The 15583-nt window shown below is 66.2% G+C and carries 13 protein-coding genes; all 13 read right to left on the bottom strand.

Features of this window, described 5'->3' with window-relative positions; all coding sequences use genetic code 11:
• Positions 1–38: 38 nt before the first annotated feature.
• Entirely contained in the window at positions 39–317 is a 279-nt protein-coding gene (locus LK540_RS19205) for a hypothetical protein (protein WP_229438919.1), read from the bottom strand.
• Between the two features lie 219 nt (positions 318–536).
• The gene (gene trpA, locus LK540_RS19200; protein ID WP_229438918.1) at positions 537–1337 is read right to left on the bottom strand and encodes a tryptophan synthase subunit alpha; all 801 of its coding nucleotides are present in this window, start codon (positions 1335–1337) and stop codon (positions 537–539) included.
• Between the two features lie 91 nt (positions 1338–1428).
• Positions 1429–2712: a tryptophan synthase subunit beta gene (gene trpB, locus LK540_RS19195; RefSeq protein WP_229438917.1), complete on the bottom strand. Its 1284-nt coding sequence runs from the start codon at positions 2710–2712 to the stop codon at positions 1429–1431.
• Positions 2657–3388, bottom strand: coding sequence for a phosphoribosylanthranilate isomerase (locus LK540_RS19190; RefSeq protein ID WP_229438916.1), 732 nt, complete (start codon positions 3386–3388; stop codon positions 2657–2659). Before LK540_RS19190 ends, trpB begins: the two co-directional genes overlap by 56 nt.
• Positions 3389–3396: 8 nt before the next feature.
• Positions 3397–4197, bottom strand: coding sequence for a tRNA pseudouridine(38-40) synthase TruA (gene truA / locus LK540_RS19185; RefSeq protein WP_229438915.1), 801 nt, complete (start codon positions 4195–4197; stop codon positions 3397–3399).
• The gene (locus LK540_RS19180; RefSeq protein ID WP_229438914.1) at positions 4194–7271 is read right to left on the bottom strand and encodes a FimV/HubP family polar landmark protein; all 3078 of its coding nucleotides are present in this window, start codon (positions 7269–7271) and stop codon (positions 4194–4196) included. The genes truA and LK540_RS19180 overlap by 4 nt, the downstream gene beginning before the upstream one ends.
• A gap of 396 nt (positions 7272–7667) precedes the next feature.
• Entirely contained in the window at positions 7668–8795 is a 1128-nt protein-coding gene (gene asd / locus LK540_RS19175) for an aspartate-semialdehyde dehydrogenase (protein ID WP_229438913.1), read from the bottom strand.
• Between the two features lie 158 nt (positions 8796–8953).
• A complete protein-coding gene (gene leuB, locus LK540_RS19170; RefSeq protein ID WP_229438912.1) occupies positions 8954–10027 on the bottom strand; it encodes a 3-isopropylmalate dehydrogenase in 1074 nt (357 codons plus the stop codon).
• Between the two features lie 8 nt (positions 10028–10035).
• Complete coding sequence (gene leuD / locus LK540_RS19165; protein ID WP_229438911.1) at positions 10036–10683, bottom strand: 3-isopropylmalate dehydratase small subunit; 648 nt, start codon at positions 10681–10683, stop codon at positions 10036–10038.
• 43 nt (positions 10684–10726) lie between these two features.
• Positions 10727–10849 carry an entericidin A/B family lipoprotein gene (locus LK540_RS19160; RefSeq protein ID WP_229438910.1) on the bottom strand — a complete coding sequence of 41 codons (123 nt, stop codon included), beginning with the start codon at positions 10847–10849 and terminating at the stop codon, positions 10727–10729.
• Between the two features lie 29 nt (positions 10850–10878).
• The gene (leuC, locus tag LK540_RS19155) at positions 10879–12279 is read right to left on the bottom strand and encodes a 3-isopropylmalate dehydratase large subunit (RefSeq protein WP_229438909.1); all 1401 of its coding nucleotides are present in this window, start codon (positions 12277–12279) and stop codon (positions 10879–10881) included.
• Between the two features lie 231 nt (positions 12280–12510).
• Positions 12511–14433 (bottom strand): chemotaxis protein CheA, encoded by a 1923-nt coding sequence (locus LK540_RS19150; RefSeq protein ID WP_229438908.1) that lies wholly within the window; start codon positions 14431–14433, stop codon positions 12511–12513.
• Positions 14433–15296 carry a protein phosphatase CheZ gene (locus tag LK540_RS19145; RefSeq protein WP_229438907.1) on the bottom strand — a complete coding sequence of 288 codons (864 nt, stop codon included), beginning with the start codon at positions 15294–15296 and terminating at the stop codon, positions 14433–14435. The genes LK540_RS19150 and LK540_RS19145 overlap by 1 nt, the downstream gene beginning before the upstream one ends.
• Between the last annotated feature and the right edge of the window lie 287 nt (positions 15297–15583).

The following is a 15583-nucleotide window of genomic DNA, read 5'->3' as shown; positions in this document are numbered from 1 at the left end:
CGACCGCTTGGCTTTCTGACAATCACTCCGCAGTGCGCTTATTTACCGACCTCGGCCGTCGTGAACTCGAAACCGCCGATGCGGGCGGCAATGACGTTATACACCCAGGCGCCGACCAGCGTGAACACGAATCCGATCAGGGTATAAAGAAACGGCATCAGGACCAGCATCACGATCGAGAAGCCGGCGCCCTGCCCCTGCCCCATCAGGGCCGGGATGGTCATCAGCAGCGTGAACGGGAGCGAGATGGCGAAATACAGGGCCGCCATCACCTTGGCGTTCTGCAGGATGGAAACGCTGACGACTTGCTTTTTCATGGGAGACCCCGTCCGTACAAAGAGTTGTAGTTGACGTAATGTAACGTACGCGATGACAACTGGACAAGTAATCAAATGCAGTCGTTTTGTCTTCGACGCCTGGGGGACAGGATCGGTTCAAGCCGATGCGCAGGCAACGCGGCCTTAAAAAAACCGGCGGCAGACGTGTCTGGCGCCGGTTTGCATGTGATCCGGGCGAACCCGGAAGGTGCGCCTGACTCAGGCCGCGTCGAGCGCCGTGCGGATGCCGCCGACGAAATCGCGCACCGCCGCCACGGCATGCTCCGCGCCGGCGTTCTCGATTTCCTGGATGATGCGGCTGCCGATCACCACCGCGTCGGCCACCGAGGCCACTGCCCTGGCCGTTGCCGCGTCGCGGATGCCGAAGCCGACGCCGATCGGCAGGCTCACGTGTTCGCGGATCGCGGCCACGCGGCGCGCCACGTCCTCGGTGTCGATGCTGCCGGCGCCGGTAACGCCTTTCAGCGAGACGTAATAGCTGAAGCCGCTGCCGTAGCGCGCCACCTGCCGCACGCGTTCCGTGGTCGAGGTCGGCGCCAGCAGGAAGATCAGGTCGAGGCCGGCCGCGCGCATGGCGTCGGCAAAGGCTTCGCATTCTTCCGGCGGGTAGTCGACCACGATGGCGCCATCGGCGCCGGCTTCCTTGGCGCAGCGGATGAATTCATCGGGGCCGATGCGCTCGATCGGGTTGGCATAGCCCATCAGGACCACGGGCGTGCTGGTGTCGGTCTTGCGGAACTCGCGCACGAAGTTGAAGACGTCGGGCAGGCCGATGCCGAATTTCAAAGCGCGTTCGCAGGCGCGCTGGATGACCGGGCCTTCGGCCATCGGGTCGGAGAAGGGAACGCCGAGTTCGAGGACGTCGGCGCCGCCTTCGACCAGCGCGTGCATCAGCGGCACGGTGAGGCCGGGGCCGGGGTCGCCGGCGGTGATGAAGGTGACGAGGCCGGTTTTATCTTGTTCGCGCAGGGCGGCGAAGGTGTGTTCGATGCGGGACATGGTGGTTTTCCGTGTTGGATGATCGGTGTTGGCGGCAGGTAGGGTGGACGGCTATGCCGTCCACGCGTTCAACGCACGTATGCGTCGGGATTCAGCTGAAATCCAGCCCCATCCTCTGCGCCACCGTGTGCATGTCCTTGTCTCCGCGTCCCGACAGGTTCACCAGGATGATCGCGTCCTTCGGCAGGGTCGCCGCCAGCTTCACGCCGTAGGCGATCGCGTGAGAGGACTCCAGCGCCGGAATGATGCCCTCGATACGGCAGCAGTCGTGGAACGCCTGCAGCGCTTCGTCATCGGTAATCGACACGTATTCGGCACGCGCCGAATCCTTCAGCCAGGCGTGCTCGGGCCCGACGCCCGGATAATCCAGGCCGGCCGAGACCGAGTGGGTCTCGATGATCTGCCCGTTCGCATCCTGCAGCAGGTAGGTGCGGTTCCCGTGCAGCACGCCCGGGAAGCCGGCCGACAGCGAGGCCGCGTGCTTGCCGGAATCGATGCCCTCGCCCGCCGCCTCGACGCCGACCAGTTTCACGCCCGGCTCGTCGATGTAGGGATAGAAGATGCCCATCGCGTTCGAGCCGCCGCCGATGCAGGCCACCACGTAGTCGGGCTGGCGGCCGGTCATTTCCGGCATCTGCACGCGGCATTCCTCGCCGATCACCGACTGGAAGTCGCGCACCATCATCGGGTAAGGATGCGGGCCGGCCACGGTGCCGATGATGTAGAAGGTGTTTTCGATGTTGGTGACCCAGTCGCGCATCGCTTCGTTCAGCGCGTCCTTCAGGGTCTTGCTACCCGACTCCACCGGCACCACGGTCGCGCCGAGCAGCTTCATGCGGTACACGTTCTGGGCCTGGCGCTTGACGTCCTCGGCGCCCATGTAGACGATGCATTCCAGCCCGAAGCGGGCGCAGATGGTGGCCGTGGCCACGCCGTGCTGGCCGGCGCCGGTCTCGGCGATGATGCGGGTCTTGCCCATGCGCCGCGCCAGCAGGGCCTGGCCGATCACGTTATTGATCTTGTGGGCGCCGGTGTGGTTCAGGTCTTCGCGCTTGAAGAACACCTGCGCGCCGCCGGCCAGCTCGGACCAGCGCTTGGCGTGGTAGACCGGCGACGGACGGCCGACGAAGTGGGCCAGCTCGTAGCGGAATTCTTCGAGGAACTCGGCGTCGTGCGAATAGCGCGCGTAGGCTTCGTTCAGTTCGGCCAGCGCGTGGCTCAGCGTCTCGGCGACGAAGCTGCCGCCGTAGGGGCCGAAGTGGCCGCGCGCGTCGGGGAACTGGTACTCGGTGGTCTGGAACAGGGCGTTGGCGCCGCGCTCAATGATGGGTTCCTGGGCTTCCAGGGCTGCTTCCTGCACGTCTTTGATGGTCATGGTCAAACTCGCTTGCTATGGTGGCATCGGCTGCCCGCACCGCGGCGACAAAGGCCGCGATCTTGCGGGCGTCCTTGATCCCCTTCGCTTCCTCGACACCACTGCTGATGTCGACGGCGTAGGGCCGTACGCGGACCGTTGCGTCAGTCGCGTTTTGCACGCTCAAGCCACCACTCAAAACGACCCGAGGCGCGAGCTCTTTTGGAATAAGAGACCAATCGAAGACCTTTCCTGCGCCGCCATACACATCCACGTGGGCATCGAGCAACAGGCTCGAAAACCAGGGACTGGCAGCGCGGTATGCGAGTTCGCATTCTAGCAGTTCGGCATGCGCCGTGTCCGGCTTGACGCGGAAGGCCCGCACGAATGGACGTTTCACCACAGCCGCGATCCGCGCGCATTCCTCAGGCGTTTCGTCGCCGTGGAACTGCAGCAGCGCGACCGGCGCCGCATCGAGCACCGCCCTCACCTCGTCCAGGCTGGCGTTCACGAACAGCGCGGTCGCGCTCACATACGGCGGCACCAGCCGGCCCAATTCGGCGAAGCGTTCGGGCGTGACGTAGCGCGGGCTCTTCGGGTAGAACACGAAGCCGAGGGCGTCGGCGCCGGCATCGACGGCAGCAATCAAATCCTGCTCGCGGGTGATGCCGCAGATCTTGATGCGGGTGCGTTTCATGGTGAACCTTACAGCCAGGGCAAAGGCGAGACCGCCTCCTGCGGCAGCCCCCACTTCGGATCGTAATCGATTTTGGCGAAGTACAGGCCGTCCGGCATGAAGGTGGGCGCGGCGGCGTCGCGGTTGCGCGCGGCCAGCACCTCGGCCATCCAGTCCGGCTCGTTGCGGCCGGTGCCGACATACACCAGGGCGCCGACGATGTTCCGTACCATGTGGTGCAAAAAGGCGCTGGCGCGCACGGTGAACACGATGATGTCGCCGCGGCGCTCGATGCCGATGTGCTGCATGTCCTTCACCGGCGTGTTCGCCTGGCAGCCCGAGGCGCGGAACGAGGAAAAGTCGTGCAGGCCGATCAGGTGCCGGGCCGCTTCGCGCATGCGCTCGACGTCGAGCGGGCGGAACACCCAGCCGGCGCGCCCGGCCAGCAGCGCCGACGGGTTGGCGTTGTTGTACAGGACGTAGTGATAAGTGCGGGCCCGTGCCGAGAAGCGCGCGTGGAATTCCTGGCCCTCGGGGTCGGGCGCCACCTCGTGCGCCCAGCGCACCGTGACCGAATCGGGCAGGAAGGTATTCGTGCCGCGCACCCAGCTCTGCATGGCGCGATCGAGTTCGGTGTCGAAGTGGACCACCTGCTCGACCGCGTGCACGCCGGCGTCGGTGCGGCCGGCGCAGGTGGTGTGCAGTTTCGTGGTGGCGAACTTCTCGAGGGCGATCTCGAGTGCGTCCTGCACGGTGTCACGGCTCGGCTGCTTCTGGTATCCATTCCAGCCGGTGCCGACGTACTGGAGTCCTAGTGCGATGCGCCTCACGCCAGCTGGTCACGCATGGTGCGCGCGCGGGTGGCCTGCTCGCTGCTGCCGCCCTTGATGACTTCGTCCAGCAATTCGCGCGCGCCTTCCTTGTCGCCGATTTCCTGGTAGGCGATCGCCAGGTCGAGCTTGGTTTCCATTTCCATCTGGGCCGGGGTGAGTTCGCCTTCGGAAGCAGACTGCGTGGACTCGGCAAACTGCGGCGTGACGCCAGGCTCGCCGGCGGGCAGGTCGAGGTCGAAGCTGTCCATGTCGAAGCGCGGCACCGGGGTGCCCGGGTTCGGGATGGCAGGCACGTCGTCGAGCGCGAACGGATCGTCCTGCGGCGCGGCAGGCGCGGCCGGCTGGCCGAAGTCCAGGGTATCGAGGTCGAACAGCGGGTCTTTCGCCGGCGCCGGCGATTCAGCGGCCGGCGTGGGCGCGAAGTCGAGGTCCAGGTCGTTCGCGAAGTCGAGGTCCTGGCTTGGCGCTGCCGGCGTGGCCGGGGTCACCGGGGTGTCGTCGGCCAGGCTGAAGTCCATGGCGTCGAGGTCGAACAGCGGGTCCTTCAGGTCCGACGCGGCCGGGGACTGCGGCACTTCCGGCAGCGGCGGCAGCTCGAACTCCTTGGCCAGTTCGGCCATGTCGATGTCGGTGGCCGGGCCGTTCTTCGACAAATCGAGCACGAAGCCGTCGTCGTCGTCCAGCGGCGCCAGGGTGGCCGGCTGCGCTGGCTGGGCGCCGTCCTGGCGGTCGAAGTCCATGTCGAAGGACAAATCGTCCAGGCTGTTGGCGGCGACGCTGCCGGCCGGGGTCGCGTCCGGTTCGAGCGGCGCGAACGGCTCCATGTCGAACTGCAGGTCCGGCACGGCGGAATCGACGGCCGGCACGGCGGTGATGTCGTTGCGGCCGAACGAGGCCGGCTCGCTGGCCGGGACCGGCTCGAAGCTCAGGCCGCCCAGGTCGAAGTCGAGGAGATTGTCGTCCTTGGCGTCCTGCGCCACGGCGGTCTCGGCTGCCTGCGGCAGCGCGGTGGCGTTCTTGTCCAGGCTCACGCTGCCGAGGCCGAAGCCAGTGTCGAGCGGCGCGCCGGTGAGGGCGTCGGTGGTGGATACCGGCTCGATGAAACCGGTGTCCTCGGCGCGGCTGCGGAAGGCCTGCTCCAGCTGCTGCGAGAGCAGGGTCTGCGGGTTGTTGTCGTCCTGCGCGGCAATCGCGCCGGCGGCGATACCGGCCGCGCCCGCCGCCACCGCACCGGCGCCAATGCCGCTGCCGGCCGCCGCGGCGTACATCGGGTTGGCCGGATCGAGGGCCAGGCCCATGCTGGCCGCCTGCGCCCACTCGTCGCCCTTGCCGCCGGTGAGGCTGTACAGCTCGGTGGCCTGGGTCTCGAAGGCGCGCACGTCCTTGCGCGCGGCGTAGATTTCCAGCAGCTTCAGGCGCACCGGATGGCGCAGCGGGTCGTTGCGCAGCGCTTCCTTGAGGATGTCCTCGGCCTGGGTGTCGAAGTTATAGGCCAGGTACAGCTCGGCTTCGGCCAGGGGGTCGACCTCGTTCGTGTCGAGCTGGCTGGCCGAAGGTGCGAAGCTGGAATTGAAGACGCTGTCGTTGGTGTCGACGCTCTGGCCGCCGGTCTCGGCATACAGCGATTGCGACGAGGACGGCTGGGCGGCGGCGCCCAGGATGCTCGGCTCGGCGGCAGGGGCGGCGGCGCCCTTGCCTTTCTGCGCCGGCTTCTGCTTGCGCCGCTGCGACAGGCCGAGGGCAGCCAGCGCCAGCACGGCCACGCCCGCGCCGATGTACGTGATGTTGTCCATCAGCGTGTCGAGCAGCGACTTTTCCGGCGGCGGCGCCGGCTTGGCGACCTTGGGCTTGATCTTCGGCGCCGGCTGGGCAGGCGCCTCGCCTGCTTCGTTCGCCGGCACGAGCGGCTTGATGCCTTCGGCGGCCGCACCGGCAGCGGCGGCGCCGGCGCCGTTCTTCACCGTGATCAGCTCTTCGAGCTTGTTGACGTTGGTTTCCAGTTCCTTCACGCGCTGCTGGGCGTCGGCCAGTTCCTTTTCGCGGGCGACCGTTTCTTCGGTGTTCGCGCCGGTGGCGTTGGCGCCGCCGGCCGCCCCGGACGCCGGGGCCGGCGTGGCCCGGGACAGGCGCAGCTGGTCTTGCGATTCGTTGGCGGCGGTCGGGCGTTCCTGCACCCGGGCCGTGATGCGGCCGGTGGCGCTCTGCCCTGCCGCCGTCTCGCGCGCCGGGGTGCTGGTGGCGACCTGGCCGGCCAGCTTGGCGCGGTAGGCGTCGAAGTCGGCCGCATGCGCGACCACGGTGCCGCGCGCTTCCTCGGCATCGCCGCCGCGCAGGGTGTCGCCGGCCGGCACGTTCAGGATCTGGCCCGACTTCAGGCGGTTCATGTTGTTGCCGATGAACGCGTCCGGGTTGGCGCGGTAGAGCGCGACCAGCATCATGTCGAGCGAGACGTCGGTGGGCTTCAGGCGCACGGCGATGTCGCTCAGGGTGTCGCCGCGGCGGACGCGGTAGCGCGAGGCGGCGTTCGGCGAACGCGGGGCACTTTCCGCGGCGGCGGCGCGCTCGTTGGCCAATTCCTCGGCCCGTTCCTGGGCGCGCGCGGCGCGCTGGGTGCGGCTGGCCGGCGCAGGCTGGACCGGGGCCTCCGCTGCAGGCGTGGCGGCGCGCTGGCGTCCGGCGGCGGGCGCGGCGGCCACTTGCGCCGGCTGCGGCGCGCGCAGTTCGGCCGGGTCGAGCAGGAAGGTGTATTCGCGCACCAGGCGGCCATTGTCCCAGGCCAGTTCCAGCAGCAGGTCGACGAAGGGCTCGTTCAATGGCTGCGTCGAGCTGATGCGCACGAACTGGCGGCCGCCCCGCTGTTCGACATTGAAGCGCAGCGACAGCAGCGCCGGGTTGAATTCGATGTTGGCGGCGCGGTAGGCATCAGCCGATGCCAGCTTGGCGACCAGGCCGGTCGCCTCCTCGTTCGACACCGCGGTCAGCTCGATCTCGGCGCGCAGCGGCTGGCCGAGGGCGGACAGCACCGTCAGCTTGCCCAATCCCGCTGCCGACGCCGCCGAAGACAGAAGCACTGCACTGGCGACCGCGGCGGTGAGTGTTTTCAGCGCGGACGACATGATCTGAGGACGGCGGTTCAATGGCATAGTGGGGACGGGTAGGTTAGCTGGGAAAGGACGGATTCCCGGAAGTCTGAACATATCATCATGCACTAGAGCATGCAAGCGCTACGGGGCGTAGCGGGGTGTTTCTGTGGGGTAAAAGCGTGTTTGGTAACGATTCGATATCGTTACGCGGGGCGGAAAATTAGTGCGGGAATAACAGGTGTGAGTGAGGAGATAACGTAGGGTGGGTACTTGTACCCACCAGCCTTGCGCTCGATGGCACGGGGCCGACGACGAGGTGGGTACGAGTACCCACCCTACGCGGCAATGAAGCGGTGCGCCGCGATGCACGCGGCGCCGTTCGGATTACTTCTCGAGCACGATCCGCAGCATGCGGCGCAGCGGCTCGGCGGCGCCCCACAGCAGCTGGTCGCCGACGGTGAAGGCCGACAGGTACTCGGGACCCATCGACATCTTGCGCAGGCGGCCGACCGGAATCGTCAGGCTGCCGGTCACCGCGGCCGGCGACAGATCATGCACCGACGCTTCGCGCGTGTTCGGCACCACCTTCACCCACTCGTTGTGCGAGGCGATGATGTCGTTGATCTCGTCCAGCGGCACGTCCTTTTTCAGCTTGATGGTCAGCGCCTGCGAGTGGCAGCGCATGGCGCCAATGCGCACGCACAGGCCGTCGACCGGAATCGCGGCCGAACCGAAGGCTTCGCCCAGGCCGAGGATCTTGTTGGTCTCGGCGCCGGCCTTCCACTCTTCCTTCGACTGGCCGTTGCCCAGGTCCTTGTCGATCCACGGGATCAGGTTGCCGGCCAGCGGCGCGCCGAACTGCTTGATCTCGTCAGGGGCATAGCCATGCTGGGTGGCCAGCACGGTGCGGTCGATTTCCAGGATGGCCGAGGCCGGGTCGTCGAGCAGCGGCTTGACGGCCGCGTTGATGGTGCCGAATTGCGTGAGCAGCTCGCGCATGTGCTGGGCGCCGCCGCCGGAGGCCGCCTGGTAGGTCATGGAGGTCATCCACTCGACCAGGCCCTGTTCGAACAGGCCGCCCAGGCCCATCAGCATGCACGACACGGTACAGTTGCCGCCGATGTAATTCTTCACGCCGCGCGAGAGCGCATTCTGGATCACGTCCTTGTTCACCGGGTCGAGCACGATGACGGCGTCGTCGTTCATGCGCAGGGTCGATGCGGCGTCGATCCAGTAGCCGTTCCAGCCTGCGGCGCGCAGTTGCGGGTACACCTCGGTGGTGTAGTCGCCGCCCTGGCAGGAGATGATGATCTCGCACTTCGACAGCTCGGCGATGTCGGTGGCGCTTTTCAGTTTGGTTTCGTTCTTCGCCATCTTCGGGGCGTCGCCGCCCGGGTTCGACGTCGTGAAGAACACCGGTTCGATGTGGGCGAAATCGCCCTCGTCCTGCATGCGCTGCATCAGGACCGAACCGACCATGCCGCGCCAACCAACCAGGCCTACTAACTTCATTATTTTCCTTTAGGGGTTATTCATTGATACGTTAACGATGACGAGGGCGTATTGGTGGACATGGGAGCCAACAATGCCCGGCGTTCACGCGTGGGCACAGAGTGCCCACCTTACGATTCGTTGCGAGCACACGCGTTAGGGGTGTGCGAACTGCGCCATTAATTGAGGGCGCGGACTACCGCGTCGCCCATCTGGACGGTAGAAACGCGCTGCGTGCCATCCTCAAATATATCCGGTGTGCGCAATCCTTGCTGGAGGACGCTCTTCACGGCGGTCTCGATGCGGTCGGCCTGCTCGGCCCTGTTCAGCGAATAGCGCAGCATCATCGCGGCCGACAGAATCGTCGCCAGCGGATTCGCCACGCCCTTGCCGGCGATGTCCGGCGCCGAGCCGTGCGAGGGTTCGTACAGGCCCTTGTTGTCCGCATCGAGCGAGGCCGAGGGCAGCATGCCGATCGAGCCGGTCAGCATCGCAGCGGCGTCGGACAGGATGTCGCCGAACATGTTGCCGGTGACGATGACGTCGAACTTTTTCGGTGCGCGCACCAGCTGCATCGCAGCGTTATCGACGTACATGTGCTCGAGCGCGACGTCCGGGTACTCCTTGTGCACGTCGGTGACGATGTCGCGCCAGAACTGGAAGGTTTCCAGCACATTCGCCTTGTCGACGCTGGTCACGCGTTTATCCCGCTTTTGTGCGGCCTGGAAGGCGACGTGGGCGATGCGGCGGATTTCGCCTTCGGCATAGCGCATCGTGTCGAAGCCTTCGCGCTGGCCCTTGAACGGACCGTCCGGGCACTCGCGCACGCCGCGCGGCTTGCCGAAGTAGATGTCGCCGGTCAGTTCGCGGATGATCAGGATGTCCAGGCCCGATACCACTTCCGGTTTCAGGGTCGAGGCGCCGGCCAGTTCCGGGTACAGGATCGCTGGACGCAGGTTGGCGAACAGGCCGAGCTCCTTGCGCAGGCCGAGGATGGCCTGCTCCGGGCGCAGCGCGCGCTCCAGGGTGTCGTACTGGTAGTCGCCCACGGCGCCGAACAGCACGGCGTCGGCTTCCTTCGCCAGCTTCAGCGTTGCTTCGGGCAGCGGATGGCCGTGGGCCGCGTAGCCGGCGCCGCCGACTGGGGCGCGCTCCATCTCGAAGGATTCGCCCAGCGCGTCGAGCACGCGTACGGCCTGGTCGATGATTTCGGGACCGATGCCGTCGCCCGGCAGGATTGCGATCTTGGTCATGCGTTCTTTCAGATGGTGTTGGCCAGCCAGGGCTGGCGCGCCAGGTGGCGCTCTTCAAAGGCGCGGATTTCGTCGGCGTGGCGCAGGGTCAGGCCGATGTCGTCCAGGCCGTTCAGCAGGCAGTACTTGCGGAAGTCGTCGATGGCGAACTCGAAACCAAGCCGTCCGTCGGCCGTGCGCAGCACCTGGTTTTCCAGGTCGACCACCAGCTTGAAGCCGCTGAAGGCTTTCACTTCATTGAACAGCTGGTCGACCTGCGCTTCGCTCAGCACGATCGGCAGCAGGCCGCTCTTGTAGCAGTTGTTGAAGAAGATGTCGGCGAAGCTCGGCGCGACGATCGCACGGAAGCCGTACTGCTGCAGGGCCCAGGGCGCATGCTCGCGCGAGGAACCGCAGCCGAAGTTCTTGCGCGCCAGGAGGATCGAGGCGCCCTGGTAACGCGGCTGGTTCAGCACGAAGTCCGGGTTCAGCGGGCGGCGGCTGTTGTCCTGGCCCGGTTCGCCGTGGTCGAGGTAGCGCCACTCGTCGAACAGGTTCGGGCCGAAGCCGGTGCGGCGGATCGACTTCAGGAACTGCTTCGGGATGATGGCGTCGGTATCGACATTGGCGCGGTCGAGCGGCGCCACCAGGCCTTCGTGTACGGTGAATTTATCCATGTGCTGTTCCTGATTCGCCGAATGATGGCATGTTCAAATGTGCTTACTTGCCGCCGGCGCTGGTGACGACCTGGCCGACCTTCTGTACATCGCGGCCGATGCCGGAGATGGTGTTGCAGCCGGTGAGGACGATAGCGACGAGGGTGAGTGCGAATGCTTTTTTCATGGTGATCGAAAGAGTCAAAAATCCGAATTCTACAATGCGCGTACATCGACGAAGTGGCCGGCGATACCGGCCGCGGCGGCCATCGCCGGCGACACCAAATGGGTGCGGCTGCCCTGCCCTTGCCGCCCTTCGAAGTTGCGGTTCGAGGTCGAGGCGCAGCGTTCGCCCGGCTCCAGGCGGTCGGCGTTCATCGCCAGGCACATCGAGCAGCCCGGCTCACGCCATTCGAAACCGGCGGCTTTGAAGATCGCGTCCAGCCCTTCGTGCTCGGCCTGTTCCTTCACCAGCCCGGAACCCGGCACCACCAGCGCCAGTTTCACGTTCGAGGCGCGCTGGCGCCCGCGTACGACTGCCGCGGCGGCGCGCAAGTCCTCGATGCGCGAATTCGTGCAGGAGCCGATGAAGACCTTGTCGATGCGGATGTCCTCGATGGCGGTGTTCGGTTCGAGCGCCATGTAGGTCAGCGCCTTTTCCATGGCGTCGCGGCGCACGGCATCCTTTTCCTGCTCGGGATCGGGCACGCGGCCGTCGATGGCGATCACCATCTCGGGCGAGGTGCCCCAGGTGACCTGCGGACGGATGTCGGCGGCGTTCAGGGTCACGACCATGTCGAACCTGGCGCCCGGGTCGGAATGCAGGGTGCGCCAGTAGCTCACCGCCTGCTCCCACTGCGGGCCAACCGGCGAGAACGGACGGCCCTTCACGTACTCGATCGTGGTATCGTCGACGGCCACCATGCCGGCGCGTGCACCGGCTTCGATGGCCATGTTACAGACCGTCATGCGGCCTTCCATCGACAGCGACCGGATGGTCGAACCGCCGAATTCGATGGCATAACCGGTGCCGCCGGCGGTGCCGATCTTGCCAATCACGGCCAGCACGATGTCTTTCGCCGTCACGCCTTTCGGCAGCGCGCCGTCGACCTGCACCAGCATGGACTTCGACTTCTTCGCCAGCAGGGTCTGCGTGGCCAGCACGTGCTCGACTTCGGAGGTGCCGATCCCATGCGCCAGGCAGCCGAAGGCGCCGTGGGTCGAGGTGTGCGAGTCGCCGCAGACCACGGTCATGCCCGGCAGGGTCGCGCCCTGCTCCGGCCCGATCACGTGGACGATGCCCTGGCGCTTGTCGTTCATGTTGAAGTAGGTAAGTCCATAGCTCTTCGCGTTGGCGTCGAGCGTTTCCACCTGCAGGCGCGAGGTCGGATCGGCGATGCCGTCGCGGCGGTCGGTGGTCGGCACGTTGTGGTCGGCCACCAGCAAATTGGCGGCGTTGCGCCAGAGCGGACGGCCGGCTTCGCGTAGTCCCTCGAAGGCCTGCGGGCTGGTGACTTCGTGTACCAGGTGGCGGTCGATGTACAGCACCGTCGTTCCGTCGGCATCGGCACGCACGACGTGGGCGTCCCAGAGTTTGTCGTAGAGGGTCTTTAACATGCGGTTTCCTGTGCGGGCGCGTAGAAATGGGGAAGCGTTTTTTGATTATGCCCACAATTGTGCAGTGCGGCAAGCGGACCCGTTTGCACGATTCTGCCAATAATGGCCTATCGATGCAAATTTCGTTTGAACGTAAAGACGCAAATGCAAATAAAAAAGCCTGTGCAGGGTTTGCACAGGCTTTTTCTTGCAAGGGCCGCGGCGGGCCCTTTTCACGGATTTGGTGCGTTGTTACGCCGCCATGCGCACCGTGCTGCGGCAGCCGTCCATCAGGAAGGACAGGCCGACCACCAGCACCAGCTCGCCTTCGGCCGAACGCGCGGTACCGGTGATGCCCTCGACGGTCAGCGCCGTCATCGGCTTGATCACGAGGTCCGCCGTGCCATCGACCGCTTCCACTGCCAGGATGTAGGGCTGCGGTGCGTTGATGACGATGCCGACGCGTTCCGGTGCTTCCTCGTAGCCGAGCGCGCCGGCCAGCGAGCGCACCGGCAGCGGACGGCCCTGGTCCTTCAGCACCGGGGCGCCGCCGACCATCGAGAATTCCTCCGGCAGCTCGACCACGCGCTCGACCACCGCCATCGGCAGCGCCAGCGAGGCGCCCGAGGTGGAGACCAGCATGGTCGGCACGATCGACAGTTCGATCGGCAGGCGGATCGCGAACTTGGTGCCGGAACCCAGCTGGGAATCGATGCGGATCGCACCGCGGTTCTTTTCCACCGCCGTCTTGACCACGTCCATGCCCACGCCGCGGCCCGAGACCGAGGAAGCGACTTCCTTGGTCGAGAAGCCCGGCAGGAACACCAGCTGGTAGGCGTCTTCGTCGTTCGGCGCGCCGTTCTCGCTGATCAGGCCCTTTTCAAAGGCCTTCTTGCGCAGCTTGGCCGGGTCCATGCCCTTGCCGTCGTCCTGCAGCACGATCATGACGCTGTTGGCTTCCTGCCAGGCTTTCAGCAGGATGAAGGCCTTCGCGGGCTTGCCGGCGGCGACGCGGTCCTGCGGCGATTCGACGCCGTGGTCCAGCGCGTTGCGCAGCATGTGCACCAGCGGGTCGTACAGGCTGTCCACGACGACGCGGTCGACTTCGGTCTCGGCGCCTTCGATGGTCAGCTCAACGTCCTTGCCCAGGTCCTTCGCCAGTTCGCGCACCAAGCGCGGGAACTTCTGGAACAGGCGGCCCACCGGCTGCATGCGGGTCGCCAGCGTAGCGCGCTGCAGTTCGGCCGAGTAGCGCGAGGCGCGCTCCAGAGTTTCGGTCAGCGTGGCCATCAGGGTGGCGGCCTGGCCTTCGAACTTGAACTGTGACAGGCGTTCCAGCAGCACGGCAGCCTGGTTGGCGGCCTGTACCGATTCGCCGGCCACTTCCAGCAGCGCGTCGAGTTTCACGGCATCGATACGGATGCTTTCGTCCTTTGCCGGCGCGGCGGCGGCGCGGGCGTCGGCCACCTTGTTGTCGCCACGGCGCTCGACGCCGTCCCAGCCCGGCTTTCCCGCGGCGGGCGCGGCTGCGGCAGGCGCGGCGGATGCGGCCGCGGCAGGCGCGGATTCGGTCGGTGCAGGGGCGGCGGCAGACGCGGCAGGCGCTGCAACCGGCGCAGCGACGGCGATCGCATTCGCAGCCGGCACCACGGCGTTGTACATCGCGGTCCAGTCCAGGCCATCTTCGCCGGCGGCGGCGGCAGGCGCGGCAACCGGAGCGGCCTCGACAACCGGCGCAGCCACCGGAGCCGGCGCAGCAGCAGCCGGCGCGGTAGTCGACGCAGCCGCGGCCTTGCCTTCGATCGCATCCATCAGGATGCGTTCCAGGTCCTGCGGCATGGGCGCGAGCTGTTCCGGCGCGGCGCCGTTGTTCAGGTCGTTCAGCTGGTCGGCCACGAAGCCCGATGCCTGCAGCGCCGCTTCGATCGACAGCGGCGTGACGGGCGCGGCGCCGGTGCGCAGCGCGTCGAACAGGTTTTCGGTCAGGTGGCAGGCCGCGACCAGCGCGGGCAGGCCCATGAAGCCGGCGCCGCCCTTGATGGTGTGGAACGAACGAAACACCGCATTCAGCGTTTCCTTGTTCTCGGGGTCGCGTTCGAGGCGCAGCAGGTGCTCTTCAACATTGACTGCCAGATCCATCGCCTCGACGACGAAGTCCTTGAGCATATCGTCCATTAGAATCCCAGATCGGCAAGAAGGTCGTCGACATTGTCCTGGTCCAGCGCCACGTCAGGCACGGACGGGCCTTGCATCAGCGGCGCCGGTGCGGCTTCCTTCTCGGCCAGCTTGGCACGGGTTTCAGGCGGCGCGTTGTCGCGCAGCAGCTGGGCCAGCTCGTTCTCGACGGTCTTGGTGATGGTGACCACTTTCTTGATCAGCTGGCCGGTGATGTCCTGGAAGTCCTGGGCCATCATGATGTCGAGCAGGCGCGCCTTTTCGGCTTCGGCGGCCACCGACACGGCCTGCGCGAACTGGCGCGAATCGCCGGCCAGGGCCTTGAATTCGTCCAGGCCGAGCTTGCCGGAGAACAGATCGTTCCAGCGGGTTTCCATGTCCTGGGCCTGCTTCGACAGCTTGTCCTGGGCCGGCATGCCTTCGTCCAGGGTGTTCAGCACCTTGTTGGCGGCCTGCTCGGTCAGGGTGGCGACGTATTCCAGGCGATCCTGGGCGTCCACGATCTGCGACGAGGCTTCGGTCAGCGCGCGGTCGTAGCCGAGCTCGCGCAGCGAGTCGTGCAGCAGGCGCACGATGCCGCCCAGGCGCTCGTACATGTTGCCGCCCTCGCCTTCGGCGGCGTCGCCGGAAGGGGCTGCGGTTGCAGAGGCCACCGCCGCGGGGGCCGCGGCAGCTACCGGTACTGCGGCTGCGGCTACCGGCGTAGCGGCGGCTACCTGGTCGAACAAGGCCTCGAGGTCGTCCTCGTCGGCGGGTTGTGCTGCGGGAGCGGCTGCGGGGGCGGCAGGAGCCGGCGCCGCGTTGGCACGCTGGGCCGCCACTTCCTCGAATAGTGCGTCGAAATCGTCAGCGGCGTCGGTCATAATCCCTGCTTCTCCATAATATAAATGTCGCGGTCTGCGTGCTTCGGTCCGTTGGTAATGCGGACTTCCGCGCGCGTTACTTTCCTCGCAGGAAGCCCAAAATTCAGTTAGCGAGTGTAGCAGTGTGGTTGCCGTAGGTAAATGTCGGCGATCGCGGTACAACAAAATGGACAAGGAAACTTAATTCCGCGACAATAAAACCATGCGGTTCCTGAATCTTTTCACAAGCCAGGTGTTGTTTTGTGGTCGCGTCGATTGTGCACGGTTTTCCGGACCGGTCCGGTGCT

This window comes from Massilia sp. IC2-278 (genome assembly GCF_020708045.1).
Taxonomy (GTDB): domain Bacteria; phylum Pseudomonadota; class Gammaproteobacteria; order Burkholderiales; family Burkholderiaceae_D; genus Telluria.
Note: the sequence above shows the minus strand (reverse complement) of the source record. Positions and strands in the feature narration are given on the sequence as shown.

Excerpts from the sequence above, each read along its gene's own strand:
- LK540_RS19205 (WP_229438919.1), bottom strand. The coding sequence starts at position 317 with ATGAAAAAGCAAGTCGTCAGCGTTTCCATCCTGCAGAACGCCAAGGTG.
- trpA (WP_229438918.1), bottom strand. The coding sequence starts at position 1,337 with ATGTCCCGCATCGAACACACCTTCGCCGCCCTGCGCGAACAAGATAAA.
- trpB (WP_229438917.1), bottom strand. The coding sequence starts at position 2,712 with ATGACCATCAAAGACGTGCAGGAAGCAGCCCTGGAAGCCCAGGAACCC.
- LK540_RS19190 (WP_229438916.1), bottom strand. The coding sequence starts at position 3,388 with ATGAAACGCACCCGCATCAAGATCTGCGGCATCACCCGCGAGCAGGAT.
- asd (WP_229438913.1), bottom strand. The coding sequence starts at position 8,795 with ATGAAGTTAGTAGGCCTGGTTGGTTGGCGCGGCATGGTCGGTTCGGTC.
- leuB (WP_229438912.1), bottom strand. The coding sequence starts at position 10,027 with ATGACCAAGATCGCAATCCTGCCGGGCGACGGCATCGGTCCCGAAATC.
- leuD (WP_229438911.1), bottom strand. The coding sequence starts at position 10,683 with ATGGATAAATTCACCGTACACGAAGGCCTGGTGGCGCCGCTCGACCGC.
- LK540_RS19160 (WP_229438910.1), bottom strand. The coding sequence starts at position 10,849 with ATGAAAAAAGCATTCGCACTCACCCTCGTCGCTATCGTCCTCACCGGC.
- leuC (WP_229438909.1), bottom strand. The coding sequence starts at position 12,279 with ATGTTAAAGACCCTCTACGACAAACTCTGGGACGCCCACGTCGTGCGT.
- LK540_RS19150 (WP_229438908.1), bottom strand. The coding sequence starts at position 14,433 with ATGGACGATATGCTCAAGGACTTCGTCGTCGAGGCGATGGATCTGGCA.
- LK540_RS19145 (WP_229438907.1), bottom strand. The coding sequence starts at position 15,296 with ATGACCGACGCCGCTGACGATTTCGACGCACTATTCGAGGAAGTGGCG.